This window comes from Bacillus sp. UNC438CL73TsuS30 (assembly GCF_000482325.1).
Classification (GTDB): Bacteria; Bacillota; Bacilli; order Bacillales; family Cytobacillaceae; genus Neobacillus.
Genome location: NZ_KI535296.1, coordinates 325,794 through 342,582, shown reverse-complemented (window position 1 = coordinate 342,582; position 16,789 = coordinate 325,794). Strand labels below are relative to the sequence as shown.

The window sequence follows — 16,789 nt, the reverse complement described above, 5'->3', positions numbered from 1 at the left end:
AGTAACGCTAGTTCTTAAAGCTAGTTTACCTGTAGCTATTACCGTACTCATCTAACCGTATTACTGTATCCGTCTAACCTTATTACCCTACTTGTCTAACCGTATTACCGTACTCATTAACTACCACTCCATACTACTATAGAGGTCTTCCCAATCATTCGGGTCATTCTTCGGCAGTCTGCCCAAGTCGCTCGCTGCAAGACGTTCTTTGTCCTGTATTACCTTCTCGTATCTCTCGGCAGCTTCGGGATACTTTGCGAATAACTCTTCTTTAGAAAGCGGCTTTAACGGCTTGTAGTGGTTTACTCTCCCTCTGCCGTTACTTACTACTTCGATTAGTCCTACCCTCTTTAGTACCTTTAAATGCTGTACTACTGTCTTCTCTGCCTTGCCGTAGTATGCTGCAAGCGTGTACTGGCTTGGAAATGCGTAGCCCTTTTTGGCGTTGTAGTAGTCTACTATTAGCGCATAAAGGTAGTTCATTTCCGTTTTGTACCCATCCATAAAAACGTAGTGTCGAATATCCGTCGGCAGCCTAAAAAAGTGCCCCTCCTGTTTAGTCTTGTCGTATACCTTTTGCATTTCTGCGCCCTCCTATTTTGCTTCGAAAGTACGGTAATTCCTACCGTCTATCTTATAAGGCGCAGCAGGTTCGAAAGTTTGGTATAGTATCGCAAAAAGCCTATAGCGGTGCAGTTTTCGCCCCTAATGACAATTTTTCTATTCTATGCGTGCGAAAAAAAGAGCCGCTAGCCTACGAAAGACTAACGACTATGAAACGAAACTGCTTTAATATAATAGGAGGGTATCCGTTCCAGTTATCACAATTGAAAACGGCTTGCAGCATATTTCCGTACTCTACAAAGAGATAGGCGCAGCAACTTCGAATAGTTGGTATAAAAAAAGCCCCTACGCTTTAATGCGTAAAGACTATCGTATAACCTTATAGTATCTCTGCGTAAGTTCTGCCGTCTAAGATACCGAATTCAATTTTCGAAGGAAGCAGCTTAATACCTTGCATGCTCATAAGCATAGTGTTTTCTACCCATCCATTAAGCCCCTCAGGTAGTACATACGCTACGGACTTACCGCCTTCCTTTACGGTAGCTATTGGCGTTCTTGTACCGCCGTGCATACCTACTGAAAGCACTTCGTAAACTGCGCCCTCTGCTTGCTGCGTAAGAAGAGTTGGTATAGGTAGAGTTTTATGCTTGGTAATATCACTGAATATTTTTGCGCCTGCTTTGTTTACTACGTAGTCTGCCATTATTAACGCTCCTTTTCATAGTTTCCTACCAATATATTACACTATTCCACATAATTTGTCTCGTACATCTGTTCGCTTAATTAAGACTTCCACGCAAATGTAAGTCTATAGGTATATCCCTTTTGTAGGTCTAAAGAAGGTATACAACTACCTTAAGTCGAATTTAAATAAGGCAAAAGGGAGGGATATCTTTGAACAAGAGTATCGAAGTAGCAGTAGCTGAATTATTACAGAGACTAAACGAAGAACGGAGACTCAAAAGGATAAAAGTAAAGCGGATAAAATCTCATAGTGGAGTACCATCCGGAATACACCGTCCCTATAAACATCAACTACTACTAGATAGAATTGGAAATGTAGAAGTAAGAATATGGAATAATGACCATCCACCACCACATTTTCACGCTATTAGTAGAGGTCATTTTGATGTGAGGGTATCTATTGAAACTTCTACTATACTGACTGTAAAAAATGGCAAGATACGTAATAAAGACGCAAGGGTTATCGAGTCTTGGGCGGAGGATAATAAAGAACTACTGCGAGAAAGATGGAAAGAAAGTCGCCCAACCGAGGTTTATGCAACCATATAATTAGTCTCGTAGAATGAAAAGGTATTGAGATTAAAAAATATACTCGCAATTTCTGAACAGCAGAAGCGGCAGCGGCAGCGTGGGGGCTTGGGGTCGCTGCTTTTCGTCCTGCTAGACGCATTAGAAGACTGCTCTCGCTTGCGCAGCTCGTTCTTAGCGCTTTGCCTTTCGCTACTCTTAACGAAGCTTTACGGCTTTCTTTGTGCGTTCTTTGAGCGATTGCACTTACTCTTTGATAGCGATAGTTTAAAGTAGCCGCTTTCGCCGCTCTTAATGATAGCGATTGATAGCTAATACTTTTGTTACGAAGAAGACACGGCAGCAGCGCCCCGTATAGCCCGTGTATGCGCCTGTTATCTTTTCGAATGAGATACGCACGCAGCGAGTTCTAATCACATTACGGCGCATTTGTAAATCACCCCTATTTAATGCGATTATAGAGCAATTTCTAGGCGTTCTAGCAGCCGCATATAGTAAGCCTATAACGTATGTAGACATAGCCCTATGCCGCCGTATGTGCCACCCTGTAGCCGTGTGTATGCGCCTACGTAAGCCCCAAAAAAGAGCGCTCTATGCGCCCTAATTTTACTTAACTTTTCTTTCGTTTGGGCGTTGTATCTCGATATATTCGCCCGTCCATTCGCTATCGTCGATACCTACTCCCCCATTAGGAAGCTCGCTATCTTTCTCCCATTTTTCGTGAATTGTAAGCGGCTCTTGTTCTTCGTTCTTCTTCCGCAAAATACGCCCCCTATAAAACAAAGTCTATGCTTTCGTCTATTTCGTCCTGTGTGATTCCAATATAACGCTTAGTAATGCTAGGCGCTGCATGAGAGAATATCTCCTGTAGTATTGCTATATCCTTATTACGTTTGTAGTGGTGATAGCCGAACGTCTTACGCATTGTGTGCGTTCCTATGTCTGTACGGTCTATGCCTTCGCCTGCCTTCACTAGCGCCCTGTATGCCTGCGTTTCGCTTATTGGCTTGTTACCCTTGCGACTTGGGAATAAATAGTCTTCGTCGCTCATTCCTTTTGTATAATTGTCGATTTCAGGCGCAAGCTGCTTTAAAGAAATGCGTCTAGGCTTGCCGTTCTTCTGCTGTACTACGTTTACATGCGTCTTGCCCCGTATGTCTCCGACTTTAAGCGGCAGTATGTCCGATACTCGCAGCCCTGTATTAATACCGAATACGAAAAGAAAGTAATCTCTCTCGCTACAATGTCTGCGCAAGCTCCATTTCATTTCTTCGATTTCTTCTTTCGTTCTAAGCGGTTGTACGTCGTATGTAGTTTCCTTATTCTGCTTCATAAGTTCGCCCTCGCTTTTTAGTGCGCTGCCCTTTTCTTCGTCCATATGAGCAGCAAGCCTTTTGATAGGCTTTTCATACATTTAATGTACGAAAACATCATATAAAAACGAGTATAAACCCAAAAACTAGTAAAGTCAACGATTTCAATGTAAGAAAAGATATATTTTCATACATTCATATAGAAGCGACGCCTATTTCTTGAATATAAATTTTCAAAAATGCGTCCTAACCCCGTGAGTTTTGGCGACTGTCTCCGGCAGGAAAAGGCAGCGTATGAATAACGGTATGTTTCATATATTTGTAAACGAATGTAATGCGAAAACACTGATACACCAACGCTTTATCACACTAATGATGGTTTACATTAGTTAACGCTGTATCATTCGAAAAATACGCCTCCCATATAAGCAAGCTACGAGCCTTCAATTCCAATCCTTTTTATTTCTCTCGCTAACTTAATCAATGATTGTAAATTTTCCATTTTAATGCGCTTTTCGTCTTCTGTGCGTGATTGTCCGAAAATATCGGTTAAATGTTCTTCAACATTCCCGAATTCATTATGACGTTCTTCCACGCATAAACCCTCCTTTATTTATATATTTAAATTGATAATCCTTAAACCACCCTACCTTGTATTTTCCCCTCCTCGTCAATATAGAACTCTATACTCATTGAGTCTGAACCATCACAAAATATTAATGTTATCGAATAATCTTCGATATTGTACGACACTACTTCATTGCCATCTTTAATTAGCATATAAAGGCTTTCCTGAGTAAGTATTCGCTTTGCTGATTGATAATTTTGCCTAGCTAACTCATAATCTTCATTCAATTACTAAACACTCCTTTAAAATCGATTTATTTAAAAGCATGTCCTGCCCTAATTTTCGTTTATACATGCGCAGCTAGACGTTTTTAGTTTAGTAATATTCGTTTTTTCAATCGTAAAGCCTTCGTAGTCCTTTCCACGCCAAAAAGAGCGCTACGTTATATAGCGCCCCTTTATAGTTGTTGAACTTGAATTATGTTTCAATCTAGTTTGAAATCACGAATAGCTTGTTTTTCTTCTTCATTCAATTTAAATAATGACATTACATATTCATCAATTTCAAAATCTAGTTGGTCCATTTGTTCTTTAATTTCCTTTGTTACTTCAGGAGAAGCATTAAGTTGTAGATGTTTTTCAACTAGTTCATTTAAATATTTCTTCTCTTCTTCATTTGCATTAGGAATTGGTAATTCTTTTATCTGATACAAACGCAATTGAGGGAAAGTTTTCCGTTGAAGAAAATCATACTTATGAATAGCAAAGTAACTAACAACCTTTGAATTTAATACACCTAGTGCAAAGTATGGTTCAATTTTAAGGTTACGAATTGAAATTAAGCTACGTTCATGCATGATTAGCTTATCAGTGTACATTACAGTTAAAGAATAAGCAGCTTTCCTAGGAATTTGCCGAATTAGTAAGCGTTCTCCCATAAACATTTCAGGTGTACGTGGTTCTGCTAGATAACGCCCATATCTTATGTATTCTGTTCCTTTGGAAATTTTATAACGTTCAATGTGTTCACCTTTAATGATTTCCCAATAATTTTCATCCTTTTTATAATCTGAGAACCATTCCCTGTCAGCTTTTAATTTTTTAAACTCTTCTTCATCTTGCGTTTGCTTAGGTTCACCTTTCCCTTTTTGATATACTTTTAAGCCATCTCGGACAATAGCATAATTTGGTTCAAGTGGTTTGGAATTATCCTCCAAGGTTTTAATTATTCCAGAAACCATATTAGGGTTATTTCCTTCTTTAAACGCAGAAAGATTGATAACATTATGCTCCAACAATTGAACGGGAGAAACTTCATTGATTAAGTTAACTTCTTCATTATTCAATTCAGCTAATTGAACTAAAGTTGGTGATGAAATTTTAGCATTTATAATGCAATTATCAACAGATGCATCTTCAAAAATTTTATCCATTGAATTTAGAATAAAGACTTCCCCAGTTCTTTTCAAAATAAATCGACGCATTATTTCGTACTGATTTACAGTTAAAAAAGTATTAGGAATAATCATCGAAACATACCCATTTGGCCGAAGTAATTTAAAGCCTAATTCCAAGAATAAGCCAAAGGAATTCGCCTGATATGTAATAAGACGATAATGCTTTTCAAAATATTTTTTCTCCAAATCACTGAAAAAACCATTCTGAGAATAAATATAAGGAGGATTAGCAATTACCACATCAAATCCAACAAACTTCCCCTCATTATCCAATATTTCAGGGAATTCCATACGCCATTCCAAACCATTTTTGAACAGTGGGTTGGAACGAGCGAATTCTAGTTGTTTTTCTGCATCCTTGATTTTCCCTTCAATTTCTGCGATTTTTTTACGTTGTTCCTGTTCATCCTTTTTAGTTGCAAATAATGAAGTCTGCCCAGCTTTCATTAATTGGACATGCAAGTTCCTCAATCTTCTTACTTCTGGAATATCAAAGCTTGTAAAAATAATCTTCTTAATTTCTTGGAGCTTACTTAATAATTCCTGTTTTATGCGCTTTTCTTTAGTTTCTTTGTATGAAACTACTAAGTCGTAGTATTCTTTAATTCTAAAGATATCCATTCGCTTCTTGTCTAAATCAGTATCAAGAGGAATGTTGTGAAGCAAACTATTTCCAACTTTAATGTTTATGTCGATATTTGGAAGTGTGATTAATTGTTGCGTATTTGATTCTTCATCCAAATAATAGTAGGAATTTTTCAATAGTTCTATCCATAACCGTAAACGACATATATTTACAGAGTTCGGGTTAATATCAACACCAAATAAGCAATTTTCAATTAGTTTACGTTTTTCGTGGAAGATTGTTCTTTGAATACGTTCAGAATTAGAATTACCTCTTGTATAGGTAAAGTTATCACCATTAAAGTCCTGAATAATTAACTCATCATTAACTACTTTACATTTGACGTCATTCATCGAACGACCATCAATATCTATCAATACACGCAATTCACTTTTAATAGCTATAAGTTCATTTAATACTGATACTAGGAAATGCCCGGAACCAACTGCAGGGTCGCAAATTTTAATTGTATCAATTATTGCGCTGATGTCTTTTGCTTCTTCGAGTGATGATATTTTGAACTGCACATCATAAATGTTCTTACAGTTCCATCCTTTAACTTCGTTAATTTTCTGAATAACAGCTTTTCTAATGATATTTTTACTCATATACATAGTAATTCTACCAGGGGTATAGAATGAACCTTCTTTGTAACCGTTAATCTTTTCAAAAATAAGTCCAAGTACTGCAGCGTTAATTAAATTATTTTTATCTTTTTCTTTATGTTTGATTGATGTTGAAAAATCATAAGCATTAAGAAATTCAAATAGATAAGTCAAAAATTCAACACTACCAGTTTTTCGTTTCCCATCATTTCCTTTTAGAGCTGTCTTTGAGAAGAATTGGATTTGTTGTTCACGTAATCGGTCAATCCCCATTCCATTACGTGATAATTCTAATTCTGTTTCTTCAAACAAACTACTATTTAAATAAGGGACTTGGGGAAACTTCTTTTTCATTTCATTACTTCTTTGATGCACTTTTTTAGCTAGTACACCAAAGAACAGGTAATAAATATCGTCGAATGTTGGAAGCAGTTCCTTTGTTAGGAATTTATATTTTGCTTGATTATTAAATGTTACTAACTGACTTTCTAACAGTTTCAGGAATAAAATACGGTTAACCCAAACTACAGTTAGCTGAATAGCTATATCATATTGCAGTTCTTCAGGAACATCATTCATTTGAAGTCTATCAATAACATTTTCTACGAAAGAACCGATTTGACGTTTGCTTTCAGGTAACCGTTTGATTGCTTTCTTGTTTTCAACCTTTACCTCTTCCAATCCCATAAGATATAGCAATTCATCATAAAATCCTTTGTTTAGTTTATTTGAGTCTGTAAGAATTTTTTTGTTCAGAAGGTTTTCAGGTGTGAAAAAACGATATAATTGCGTTACATTGTTGTGCTTTAACTCAATGTTAGCAGCCTTTTTCTGTTTGATAGCATCAGTCAAATTAAAATGCGCAATTTGAATTTCTTTTTCTATAGCTGTATCGATTGCAGGTGCAATAACTTCTGTATATAGAAAGTCAGTTTTAGAAGATGCAAGTTGTCCTAATCTCCACTGGTCGAATTGTTTAACCAGTTTATTATTTTTAACAAAGTATTTTTCAAATTCCGATGCATTAATAACGAACCATGACATTCCATTTGTAATAATACATTTTTTTATTTCAATATTTTTTCCAACTAAACGTTCAATAAGATAATAAGCCACTGTTTCTTGAAACGCTTTAGTATTTAGATGGTTAGTTGTCATCATTTCCGATTTATTAGTAGTACTCTTTACTTCAATTAAGATACCAACGGAACTATCAGGAGAAGCACCATTATAAATGGCTAAGTCAGTCCTACCACTAGTATTGATATAGTTATCAGGAAAAACGGTACGTTGTAGAAAATCTTTCAATAAATTTTTCTGATGTTCCTCCGATTCATTGAATTTTAATCGTAAATTGGTTAGATATTCACTCAGTTGATGTTCAAAAAAGCGCTTATCTTCTTCCTGCGGCATAATCGCTTGAATACTTTTAGTCATACTTCCAACTAAAGTAAGTTGTTTTATTGCCATTATTCTTCCTCCTATGGTTCTTCATTGAAGAATATCCTTAATAAACCATCCAATTCATTCAGTTCCTCTTTATCCAATCCAAAAATCTCTTTTTTGGTTCCATAAGAACTAAAAATTCTTCCTTTTATAAAGATATTTTACCATTCAAATCAAAAATCTTGAAAATCATTTTAAAGTAGGTAGATAAAAGGGAATAAATGGTAATTAAACACTGCACATGTTGCGTGATTAATGCATTGTTCGATTTTAATAAAGGCATCGCAATTTTCGGAAGACAAACCAAGTAAACTATTATAAGGGAGAATATACCTCTTCTTCCTCTTTTTTGAACACAACATTAGTTTACTGACTGTTGAAAAGTGTTACTAGATTGCTTTTTAAAAGGGCAGCTCTTCGTAGTCGGCGCAAGATTTGCGTTTTATAAGATAGCTTTCGAAGTTACCGCATCCCCAACGAACTACCTTACGGTCTTCTATACGGGCTTGTACTATGTTAAAAAAGCGCTCTTCAAAGTTAGTATTTACGTCTAATATAGTGTCTTCGTACTTTTCATTTTGTATATCGTTAAAGAAGTTTAGCGAAGACTTATACAGGTAGCCGTATAAAGAGCCCTTTATTGCGCCCCTTTTGTATTTAAGTATGCAGCCTGCTAACTTATGGCATAGTCTACGTTCTATTTCGTCGTTAATGCGGCATAACTGTTGCAAGGTCATAGTAGCCTTTGCATCTATATCACTGTTACGGTACGCCCATATGATACGTGTCCATATTGCGTTTACCTGTTTGCCTTCGAAGGCAGAAAGACGCATTTGTACCGCTTGCGGTATGTCTTGGAAGACGTATTCCTTTTCTAGCTGTTCCAGTTCATCCACTTTTCGATTATTAAAATCTTTTAAAGAGGTAATACAAGGTAAATTTATGGTAGCGTCCTTTTTTACGTCGTCGTACTTAGTGTCGCAAGCGGTCTCGGCGTTTTCTTCTACGTCATGAAGTACGTCATTTTCTACGACACAAGTAGGCGTAGCTAGTTCTAGAAACTCGCTCCAATGGCTAAAATACTTATGCGCTGTAAACATTACTACGGGATTTTTAACGCTGTTCCCTTTTGGATTACGTCTATATATTATTGCAAGTACGCCCTTTTCTCGTAGCTGCTTAATTACACGCTCAATAGTGCGGCGTGATACTTCTAATTCTTTGCTAAGGCTGTTATAAGAAATGAACGCAAAGCCCCTGTCTGTAGCTAAAAATGCGAGCTTGTCCAAAGCGTCCTTTGTTCCTTGCTTCAAACGGCTGTATAAGTCGCCTAGAGCGCCCTTAACTGCGTCCATTAGTTCACACTTAATAGCCGCCTGTTCTTTACGGTTGCTAGCTGCTGGCTTATACGCTTGCATATATGTAAACTGTTCGCTTGTAAGAATAATACTAGCTGTCATTTTCTCTCTCCTATTGCAGCATAGAGAAGCGAGCGCAGCCTAAAAAGACAATACTTAAGAAGCCTTGCATAATCGATTTTTTTTCGATAGAATGAAGGTAAGTTATGTTTATATTTGTACTGCGTTTGCGGCGCAGTATAATAAGTATTGTCCTGCGTACTTGGTTGCGCAGGCTTTTCTTATGCCTTTCTTTAGTCTTCTAATTCGTTTGCTATCGCTAAAAGTTCGCTACGAAACTGCTTAGATTGCGCAGCCGTTAGTTCTATGTGTTTGTCATTGTCAATTGTGAACCGTAAGGCTTCACCCCTACTGCTAATAACGTTTGCAAGTGAAAGCAGCCCTGCGGCGGTGTATGTGCCGAATACCGCCCTTCCTGCAAGCCCTCGCATTATAAAGCGATTGTCTTCAAAATATCCGTCCACTATTTTAAGTGCATCTAAAGCGCTCATATATGTTCCCCCTCTGTTATTAAAGACCCTCGAACCCTTTTTCTATCGCTGCTTCAAGGTCTTTCGAATATATTTCAACATAGCGGCGCAATATCTCTAGTGATTGATGTCCAGTTAGACGCTGCAAGACGAATATATTCGTGCCTGCCTCCACTTTTAAACGGCAAAATGTGCGCCTAAAAGCGTGCGGGCTAACCTTCACTTCTTTGCCTACTCCCGTTACTACTCCGTATTGGCGTAGTCTGTCTTGGATTGACCTTCCGCTAAGAGAGTGATTTTCAACGTTGATAAATAAAGAGTCATGGTCTAATACACCCCGTTCTTCAATATAAGCACGTAATACCGTTCTAAGACGGGCTGTAAGGGGTATACGTCGTCCGTAACGATTTTTAGCACGTTGTACGTTTATTTCTCCCTTCCCCTCGAAAGATACGTCTTGTACACGCAGCGAGGTTAATTCAGTAAGTCTTATACCGGTATGTGCAAGCGTCAACATTACGGCTAAGTCTCTTAGACCTATAAAAGAAGTTGTGTCTGGTGCGTCTAATAAACGCTTAAGCTGCCGTTTGGTAAAGGTTGCGCCTACTTCGTGTCTTTTTCGAAGCTGCTGCACGTCATCATATGGATTTGCGTTTATATATCCTTTGCGTAAGCAAAAGTTAAAGAACGTACGTCCTGCTCGCAGTCTTGCGTTAATTGTATTTACCGCTCTCCCTAAGTCCTGTAAATACTCGATAAACTTTTCAATATGACTTGTATTCAGTTTACGAACGTCAATAATCGGGGCGTCTATTTCAACGAATGCCCTAACCGTTTGTTTTAGCTCCTTCTGATAAAATTTAATCGTTTCAGATGATAGCCCTTTAATACGGCAGTGCTTTAAAAATTCGGTGGCTGCTTCGTGGTAGTTTATTTTTTTCTTCGAGGGTTTAGAGATGGTATCTAGCTGCTGCGCTAGTTGGTTGGTAACGCCTTTTCTTCGTCGCATAAGAAGACCTCCTTCGATTAGACTCGTAAGGACGGCTTGTACTTGCGTAGGAGTATACGGGGTATTATTCGTAGTATTCTTGCGAAAAAAATATCGGTAAAATAAAAATGCCCCTACGCTTCAAAAAGCGCAGAGGCACCGCAAACTTAACGTATACTATGACGCCCTCGGCAGGAATCGAACCCACATCTCAAGAACCGGAATCTTACGTGCTATCCGTTGCACCACGAGGGCAAATATTAGCGACTTACCTATTATATGCGATATCTGTCCTAAATGCAAGGGGAAAATAGGTTTAAATTTAGGAGAGATGGAAATGATGAAGGAAGGAAAGTTGTCGAACAATTTTACAATCGAAGTGTTTGACCTTTATTGACCATCAGTGTATGATAACAGTACATAAGTTTTAAAATTTCGTACTTAGAGGAGGAAGAAAAATGAATTTGATTCCTACAGTTATTGAACAAACAAACAGAGGGGAAAGAGCATATGACATCTACTCTCGTCTATTAAAAGACCGGATTATTATGCTTGGCAGCGCCATTGATGACAATGTATCAAACTCCATTGTTGCCCAATTATTATTCCTTGAAGCAGAAAATCCTGAAAAGGACATTACCCTTTACATCAACAGCCCTGGCGGAAGTATCACAGCTGGAATGGCAATTTACGATACAATGCAATATATTAAGCCCAATGTATCAACTGTATGTATCGGGATGGCTGCCTCAATGGGCGCATTCTTACTTGCTGCAGGGGAAAAAGGCAAGCGTTTCGCGCTTCCAAATGCAGAAGTTATGATTCACCAGCCACTTGGCGGTGCTCAAGGGCAAGCAACAGAAATTGAAATTGCTGCAAAACGGATTCTATTCCTCCGTGATAAATTGAACGGAATTTTAGCAGAACGCACTGGCCAGCCGCTTGAAGTGATTGCCAAGGATACAGACCGTGATAACTTTATGACAGCTGAAAGAGCAAAAGAATACGGGCTAATCGATAACATTATTACCCGCAATTTATTGGATGAAAAAAATAAAAAGTAATGTTTAAAGCAACCGGTCTTTTGACCGGTTGTTTTTTTAAAAAAAGGTTTGGCTTTTATCCAGCCAAACCCTTTTTTACTTAATGGTGGTGTTCATTTTCGACAAAATCAGTTAAGGTCGTAATGGCATTTTCTTCATCAGTACCATCAGCAATAATATTAATGACCACTCCTGAACCAACAGCAAGACTCATTAACCCCATAATGCTTTTTGCATTCACCTTCTTGCCATCCTTTTCAAGAAAAACATCTGCCGAAAAACGGTTAGCCTCCTGTACGAATAGGGCTGCAGGACGGGCCTGAAGACCGGTTTTCAATTTTACCTCCACTTGTCTTTCTAACATTTCTAGTATCCTCCTCAAAAGTATTATCTATTTTTTACAGCTATTTCACCAAGGCGCAGTTTTTCTGCAATCTCATCAATTTTTCTTAAACGATGATTAATTCCTGATTTGCTGATTGTTCCTCCGGAAACCATTTCACCAAGCTCTTTAAGTGTAACATCTGTATAGTTGATACGGAGCTCCGCAATTTCCCTAAGCTTTTCCGGTAAGATATGAAGTCCAACCGTATGATCAATATAACGTATATTCTCTACCTGGCGGATGGATGCACCAATCGTTTTGTTTAAGTTCGCTGTTTCACAATTGACAAGACGATTAACTGAATTCCTCATATCCCTCACAATTCGGACATCTTCAAAACGTAAAAGGGCATTATGAGCACCGATGATATTTAAAAACTCGGTAATTTTCTCTGCTTCCTTCAGGTACGTAATAAAACCTTTTTTCCGCTCAAGCGTTTTACTGTTTAATCCAAATGTATTCATTAATTCGCATAAAGAATCGTTGTGTTCCTTATAAAGCGAAAAAATTTCCAAATGATAGGAAGACGTCTCCGGATTGTTCACGGATCCCCCCGCAAGAAATGCACCGCGCAAATAAGAACGCTTACAGCATTTCTTTTTGATTAAATCGTTTGAAATATCATGTATAAAGGTGAAGCCCTCACCTAAGATTTTCGTATCCTCTAGAATTTCTTTTGCTTGATCCGCTAACCGGACAATATAAACATTATTTTTTTTCAAACGCATTTTTTTTCGAACGAGCAACTCGACTTGAACATCATAGCTTTTTTTTAACAATGTGTAAATTCTTCTTGCAATTGCCGCATTTTCCGTTTGAATATCGACAACTAACTTCCGGTTTGAAAAGGAAAGGGAACCGTTCATTCGAATTAAAGCAGAAAGCTCTGCCTGAATACAGCACGTTTTCACTTCCAAGTTGGTTAATTCCTTTTTTGTTTCCGAAGCGAAAGACATCCCTTCACCCCCCTCAAATTTCTTGCCTGCTATTATTTACGATGATAACGCTTTTTAGTTTCATCTATAAGCAAATTGTATAAGATGTTTGCTACTTTTTTCGGGTCATGCCTTAATGCCCCGTTTTCCTGAATGGCAATATCAGCATGAACCACTTCTAAACCGAGCTCGTAAAGAAGCGGAAAATCATAGAGAACAGGGTCCGCTAATTCTTCATTATAACGGAGCTGTACTTCCGGTGGAATTTCTTCATTATTGACCAGCACTGTATTAATAAACGCACATTTCATGTGATTGTAAATCGCCTTTACATGATCACTTGCTGTAAAACCGTGCGTTTCCCCTGCTTGCGTCATCAAATTACAGATATACACCTTTTTTGCATGTGCCTTGCATATTTCATCACCAAGCTTTGGAACAAGAAGGTTTGGCAAAATGCTTGTAAAAAGGCTTCCCGGGCCAATGATAATTAGATCAGCCTGGCGTATCGCCTGAATGGATTCAGGTAATGGACGAATATCATCTGGTGTCAAAAAAACCTTTTTTATTTTTTTACCGGAATACGGGATCTTCGATTCACCTGAAACGACAGTCCCATCTTCCATTTCAGCATGCAGAACTACGCTTTGATTGGCAGCGGGTAATACCTTGCCGCGAACATTTAAAACCTTACTCATTTCTTGAATAGCATGCACAAAGTTGCCTGTAATCGATGTCATAGCAGCAAGGATGAGGTTCCCAAGTGAGTGTCCCGATAACTCATTTGAGGTTTTAAAACGATGCTGAAACATTTCCTCGACAAGCGGCTCTACATCCGACATGGCCGCTAACACATTACGAATATCTCCGGGCGGGGGAATATGCAAATCGTCCCGCAATCTCCCTGAACTTCCGCCGTCATCCGCAACGGTAACAATCGCAGTGATGTCAACAGGATATTGCTTCAACCCTCGCAACAAAACAGGCAATCCAGTTCCTCCACCAATGATGACGATTCTTGGCTGTCCGAAATTGCTCATGTAGTTTTTTCCTTTCTCCTTTCAATGTCACGGTGCGAAATACAAGTCTTGTAATCCTTCTCGAAAAACTTCCCAATATATTCCGCAAGTGCTACCGAGCGGTGCTGCCCGCCCGTACAACCAATCGCAATAATCAATTGTGCCTTTCCCTCGCGCTTATAATGAGGAAGCATAAAGGAAAGCAAGTCCGTAACCTTTTCTAAAAACTTTTGGGTTTCACTCCATTTTAAAACATAACTGGAGACTTCCTCATCCATTCCTGTTTTAGGGCGCATATGGTCAATATAATGTGGATTTGGCAAGAAACGCACATCAAATACAAGGTCAGCATCGATTGGAAGCCCATGCTTAAATCCAAATGACATGACATTAACAGTAAAGATATGTTCTTTATTCGCAGTAAATTCCGTTAATATTTTTTCCCGCAATTCGCGCGGTTTCATCTCTGAAGTATTATAAATTAATTGGGCCCGGCCTTTTAATTCCTCTAATAGCTCTCTTTCCAGCTTAATTCCTTCTAACGGAAGCCCTTCATGGGCAAGCGGGTGTGACCGTCTTGTTTCTTTATACCTGCGCACTAAAGTGGAATCATCTGAATCTAAAAATAAAATCCTTGGTGTAACCCATGAGGTTTCGGCTAGGTCATCAAGAGCTTTAAAAAGATGATCAAAAAACTCTCTCCCACGCAAATCCATGACTAAGGCCACTTTATTCATTTTATTCCCTGATTCCTTCATTAGTTCAAGAAACTTTGGTAATAATGTCGGGGGTAAATTATCCACACAGAAGAACCCTAAATCTTCAAAGCTTTGAATGGCAACTGTTTTTCCTGCTCCAGACATTCCTGTAATGATGACCATTTGAGTATCGCCCGTAGACCCGGTACTCATTTTCAATTCCCCCTATAAATTAGCTTGGATCTAATCGATAACTGATTAGTTCAAAATCCTTTGTATACGTGAAAGTGCCGTAAATGATTCCTTTTCCGTGAATCATATAATCGATAATATGATAATCACCCGCTGCCATTGGCAGATTCTTAATCTGATCCAATGTATGCCATTGAAGAATTCCTTCTTCTGACTCCTCGACATCCATGCCATCTGAGTCATTGGCCAAAAATGAAAACATCATCCATTCAGATTCCACACAATCATTTTCTCTGATAATCATCGTAAAAACGCCTTTTAATTGTGGGTTTTTCAAGTAGATTCCCGTTTCTTCACGGTATTCACGAATACAGGAATCTCTGACAGACTCACCCGGCTCCATTTTGCCACCCGGTGCCACCCACCAGCCACGCCGTGGCTTTTGCAGCAGCAAAATTTGATTATCCCTTATTAAAACACAATTGGTGACTCGCTGCACTTTTTTCACCTTCTTTCACAAACGTAACCGCCTAACCCCACGCACTAAAAACTAGCCTCTATCGATGAATTTTTCTTCAAAAAAATTTCCGTGTTAATGATTCATTTCATTATACTATTTTTAATATCCAGTCACAATGAATACAAATTTGATAATTATCTAAAAAATTCCTATTATATTTAAATCCTCAGAAAAAGCAAAAAAATAGCACAGGCTTCAGCCTGTGCGCAAAAAGGTATATTTTTAAAGGGGGTCAATTACTATCTCTATCTTACCCCATCAATATTTCACTACTGTTACAGAAGAATTAAAACAGAGTTACTTTTTTCCATTTTCTTTATTGTTTTTGTTTTAATTCTTCCTTTAGCTCCTCGACATAATGCTGAGCAGCTTGTGCGGCAATACTGCCGTCACCTGTAGCAGTTACGATTTGGCGCAATGTTTTTTCGCGAATATCTCCAGCAGCGAAAATTCCAGGCACTTTTGTTTCCATTTGTTCGTTTGTTTCAATGTAGCCATTTTCATTCGTAATCCCAAGGTTTGTAAATGGTTTCGATAATGGCAGCATTCCGACATAAATAAATACACCATCCGCCTTATATTCCTGCTCCTCACCATCTACCGTAGAAACCAATGTAACACTGCCAACCTTGCCATCCTTTTCGTTAATCGATTTGATGGTGTGATTCCAAATGAAGTCCACTTTCTCATTGGCAAACGCTCGGTCTTGAAGAATTTTTTGAGCGCGAAGCTGATCACGGCGATGAACAATCGTTACCTTTGATGCAAATCTTGTTAAATAAACACCTTCTTCAACAGCAGAGTCACCGCCGCCGATTACAACAAGTTCTTTGTTTTTAAAGAAAGCACCATCACAAACTGCACAATAAGAAACACCACGTCCGCCTAGTTCCTTTTCTCCAGGTGCGCCAACCTTTTTATATTCAGCACCAGTCGTAATAATGACCGAATAGGCTTTATATTGTTTTGATCCAGCATTCACTACTTTATATTCACCATGGTCCACAATTTCTTTAATATCACCATAGGCATATTCTGCACCAAACTTTTTAGCATGCTCAAACATTTTGGTGGATAAATCCGGGCCTAAAATACTTTCAAATCCTGGGTAATTTTCAACATCTTCCGTATTGGCCATCTGCCCGCCCGGCATTCCGCGCTCAATCATAAGTGTTGAAAGGCTAGCACGTGAAGTATATACTGCAGCGGTCATACCAGCTGGGCCGGCACCCGCAATAATGACATCATAAATTTTCTCTCCGGACACTTTTT

Annotated in this window: 18 protein-coding genes and 1 tRNA gene; 2 read left to right on the top strand and 17 right to left on the bottom strand. The window is 38.4% G+C overall.

Translation table 11 applies throughout. The features are described from left to right. Positions 1 to 120: 120 nt before the first annotated feature. Positions 121 to 582, bottom strand: a complete 462-nt coding sequence (locus M028_RS30895; protein WP_051591211.1) for a helix-turn-helix domain-containing protein — start codon at positions 580 to 582, stop codon at positions 121 to 123. 361 nt (positions 583 to 943) lie between these two features. Next, entirely contained in the window at positions 944 to 1,267 is a 324-nt protein-coding gene (locus tag M028_RS0123195) for a hypothetical protein (protein WP_035424555.1), read from the bottom strand. Between the two features lie 191 nt (positions 1,268 to 1,458). Here M028_RS0123195 and M028_RS0123190 point away from each other — a divergent pair, with 191 nt between their 5' ends. Then, positions 1,459 to 1,857, top strand: a complete 399-nt coding sequence (locus M028_RS0123190; protein ID WP_051591210.1) for a DUF4160 domain-containing protein — start codon at positions 1,459 to 1,461, stop codon at positions 1,855 to 1,857. Between the two features lie 585 nt (positions 1,858 to 2,442). Here M028_RS0123190 and M028_RS33050 read toward each other — a convergent pair. From M028_RS33050 to M028_RS0123145, 9 genes are all read right to left on the bottom strand, one after another. Continuing rightward, positions 2,443 to 2,598: a hypothetical protein gene (locus M028_RS33050; protein ID WP_155925762.1), complete on the bottom strand. Its 156-nt coding sequence runs from the start codon at positions 2,596 to 2,598 to the stop codon at positions 2,443 to 2,445. Between the two features lie 10 nt (positions 2,599 to 2,608). Further along, on the bottom strand, positions 2,609 to 3,169 hold the full coding sequence (locus M028_RS0123180) for a site-specific integrase (protein ID WP_026575969.1): 561 nt from the start codon (positions 3,167 to 3,169) through the stop codon (positions 2,609 to 2,611). 413 nt (positions 3,170 to 3,582) lie between these two features. Further along, positions 3,583 to 3,744 carry a hypothetical protein gene (locus tag M028_RS33045; protein ID WP_155925759.1) on the bottom strand — a complete coding sequence of 54 codons (162 nt, stop codon included), beginning with the start codon at positions 3,742 to 3,744 and terminating at the stop codon, positions 3,583 to 3,585. Between the two features lie 41 nt (positions 3,745 to 3,785). Further along, positions 3,786 to 4,004, bottom strand: a complete 219-nt coding sequence (locus tag M028_RS0123170) for a hypothetical protein (protein ID WP_026575968.1) — start codon at positions 4,002 to 4,004, stop codon at positions 3,786 to 3,788. A gap of 197 nt (positions 4,005 to 4,201) precedes the next feature. Next, a complete protein-coding gene (locus M028_RS0123165; protein WP_026575967.1) occupies positions 4,202 to 7,873 on the bottom strand; it encodes a DUF7149 domain-containing protein in 3,672 nt (1,223 codons plus the stop codon). Positions 7,874 to 8,250: 377 nt separating this feature from the next. Continuing rightward, entirely contained in the window at positions 8,251 to 9,309 is a 1,059-nt protein-coding gene (locus tag M028_RS0123160) for a helix-turn-helix domain-containing protein (protein ID WP_026575966.1), read from the bottom strand. 191 nt (positions 9,310 to 9,500) lie between these two features. Beyond that, the gene (locus M028_RS0123155) at positions 9,501 to 9,758 is read right to left on the bottom strand and encodes a hypothetical protein (protein WP_026575965.1); all 258 of its coding nucleotides are present in this window, start codon (positions 9,756 to 9,758) and stop codon (positions 9,501 to 9,503) included. Between the two features lie 19 nt (positions 9,759 to 9,777). After that, positions 9,778 to 10,746, bottom strand: coding sequence for a tyrosine-type recombinase/integrase (locus tag M028_RS0123150; protein ID WP_026575964.1), 969 nt, complete (start codon positions 10,744 to 10,746; stop codon positions 9,778 to 9,780). Between the two features lie 162 nt (positions 10,747 to 10,908). Next, positions 10,909 to 10,980 (bottom strand) — tRNA-Arg (locus M028_RS0123145). A gap of 203 nt (positions 10,981 to 11,183) precedes the next feature. Between M028_RS0123145 and clpP the strand changes: the two genes are divergently transcribed. Further along, positions 11,184 to 11,789 carry an ATP-dependent Clp endopeptidase proteolytic subunit ClpP gene (clpP, locus tag M028_RS0123140; RefSeq protein ID WP_026575963.1) on the top strand — a complete coding sequence of 202 codons (606 nt, stop codon included), beginning with the start codon at positions 11,184 to 11,186 and terminating at the stop codon, positions 11,787 to 11,789. 79 nt (positions 11,790 to 11,868) lie between these two features. On the opposite strand, the gene M028_RS0123135 is transcribed toward clpP, so the two are convergent. The 6 genes from M028_RS0123135 to trxB form a co-directional block, all read right to left on the bottom strand. Then, positions 11,869 to 12,132, bottom strand: coding sequence for an HPr family phosphocarrier protein (locus M028_RS0123135; protein WP_026575962.1), 264 nt, complete (start codon positions 12,130 to 12,132; stop codon positions 11,869 to 11,871). Positions 12,133 to 12,155: 23 nt separating this feature from the next. Next, positions 12,156 to 13,109, bottom strand: a complete 954-nt coding sequence (gene whiA / locus M028_RS0123130) for a DNA-binding protein WhiA (protein WP_026575961.1) — start codon at positions 13,107 to 13,109, stop codon at positions 12,156 to 12,158. Positions 13,110 to 13,141: 32 nt separating this feature from the next. Next, the gene (locus M028_RS0123125; RefSeq protein ID WP_026575960.1) at positions 13,142 to 14,128 is read right to left on the bottom strand and encodes a gluconeogenesis factor YvcK family protein; all 987 of its coding nucleotides are present in this window, start codon (positions 14,126 to 14,128) and stop codon (positions 13,142 to 13,144) included. Continuing rightward, a complete protein-coding gene (gene rapZ / locus M028_RS0123120) occupies positions 14,125 to 15,018 on the bottom strand; it encodes an RNase adapter RapZ (RefSeq protein ID WP_026575959.1) in 894 nt (297 codons plus the stop codon). The genes M028_RS0123125 and rapZ overlap by 4 nt, the downstream gene beginning before the upstream one ends. 19 nt (positions 15,019 to 15,037) lie before the next feature. Continuing rightward, complete coding sequence (locus M028_RS0123115; protein WP_026575958.1) at positions 15,038 to 15,496, bottom strand: NUDIX hydrolase; 459 nt, start codon at positions 15,494 to 15,496, stop codon at positions 15,038 to 15,040. 337 nt (positions 15,497 to 15,833) lie between these two features. Continuing rightward, a complete protein-coding gene (gene trxB, locus M028_RS0123110) occupies positions 15,834 to 16,784 on the bottom strand; it encodes a thioredoxin-disulfide reductase (RefSeq protein ID WP_026575957.1) in 951 nt (316 codons plus the stop codon). Positions 16,785 to 16,789: the final 5 nt, after the last annotated feature.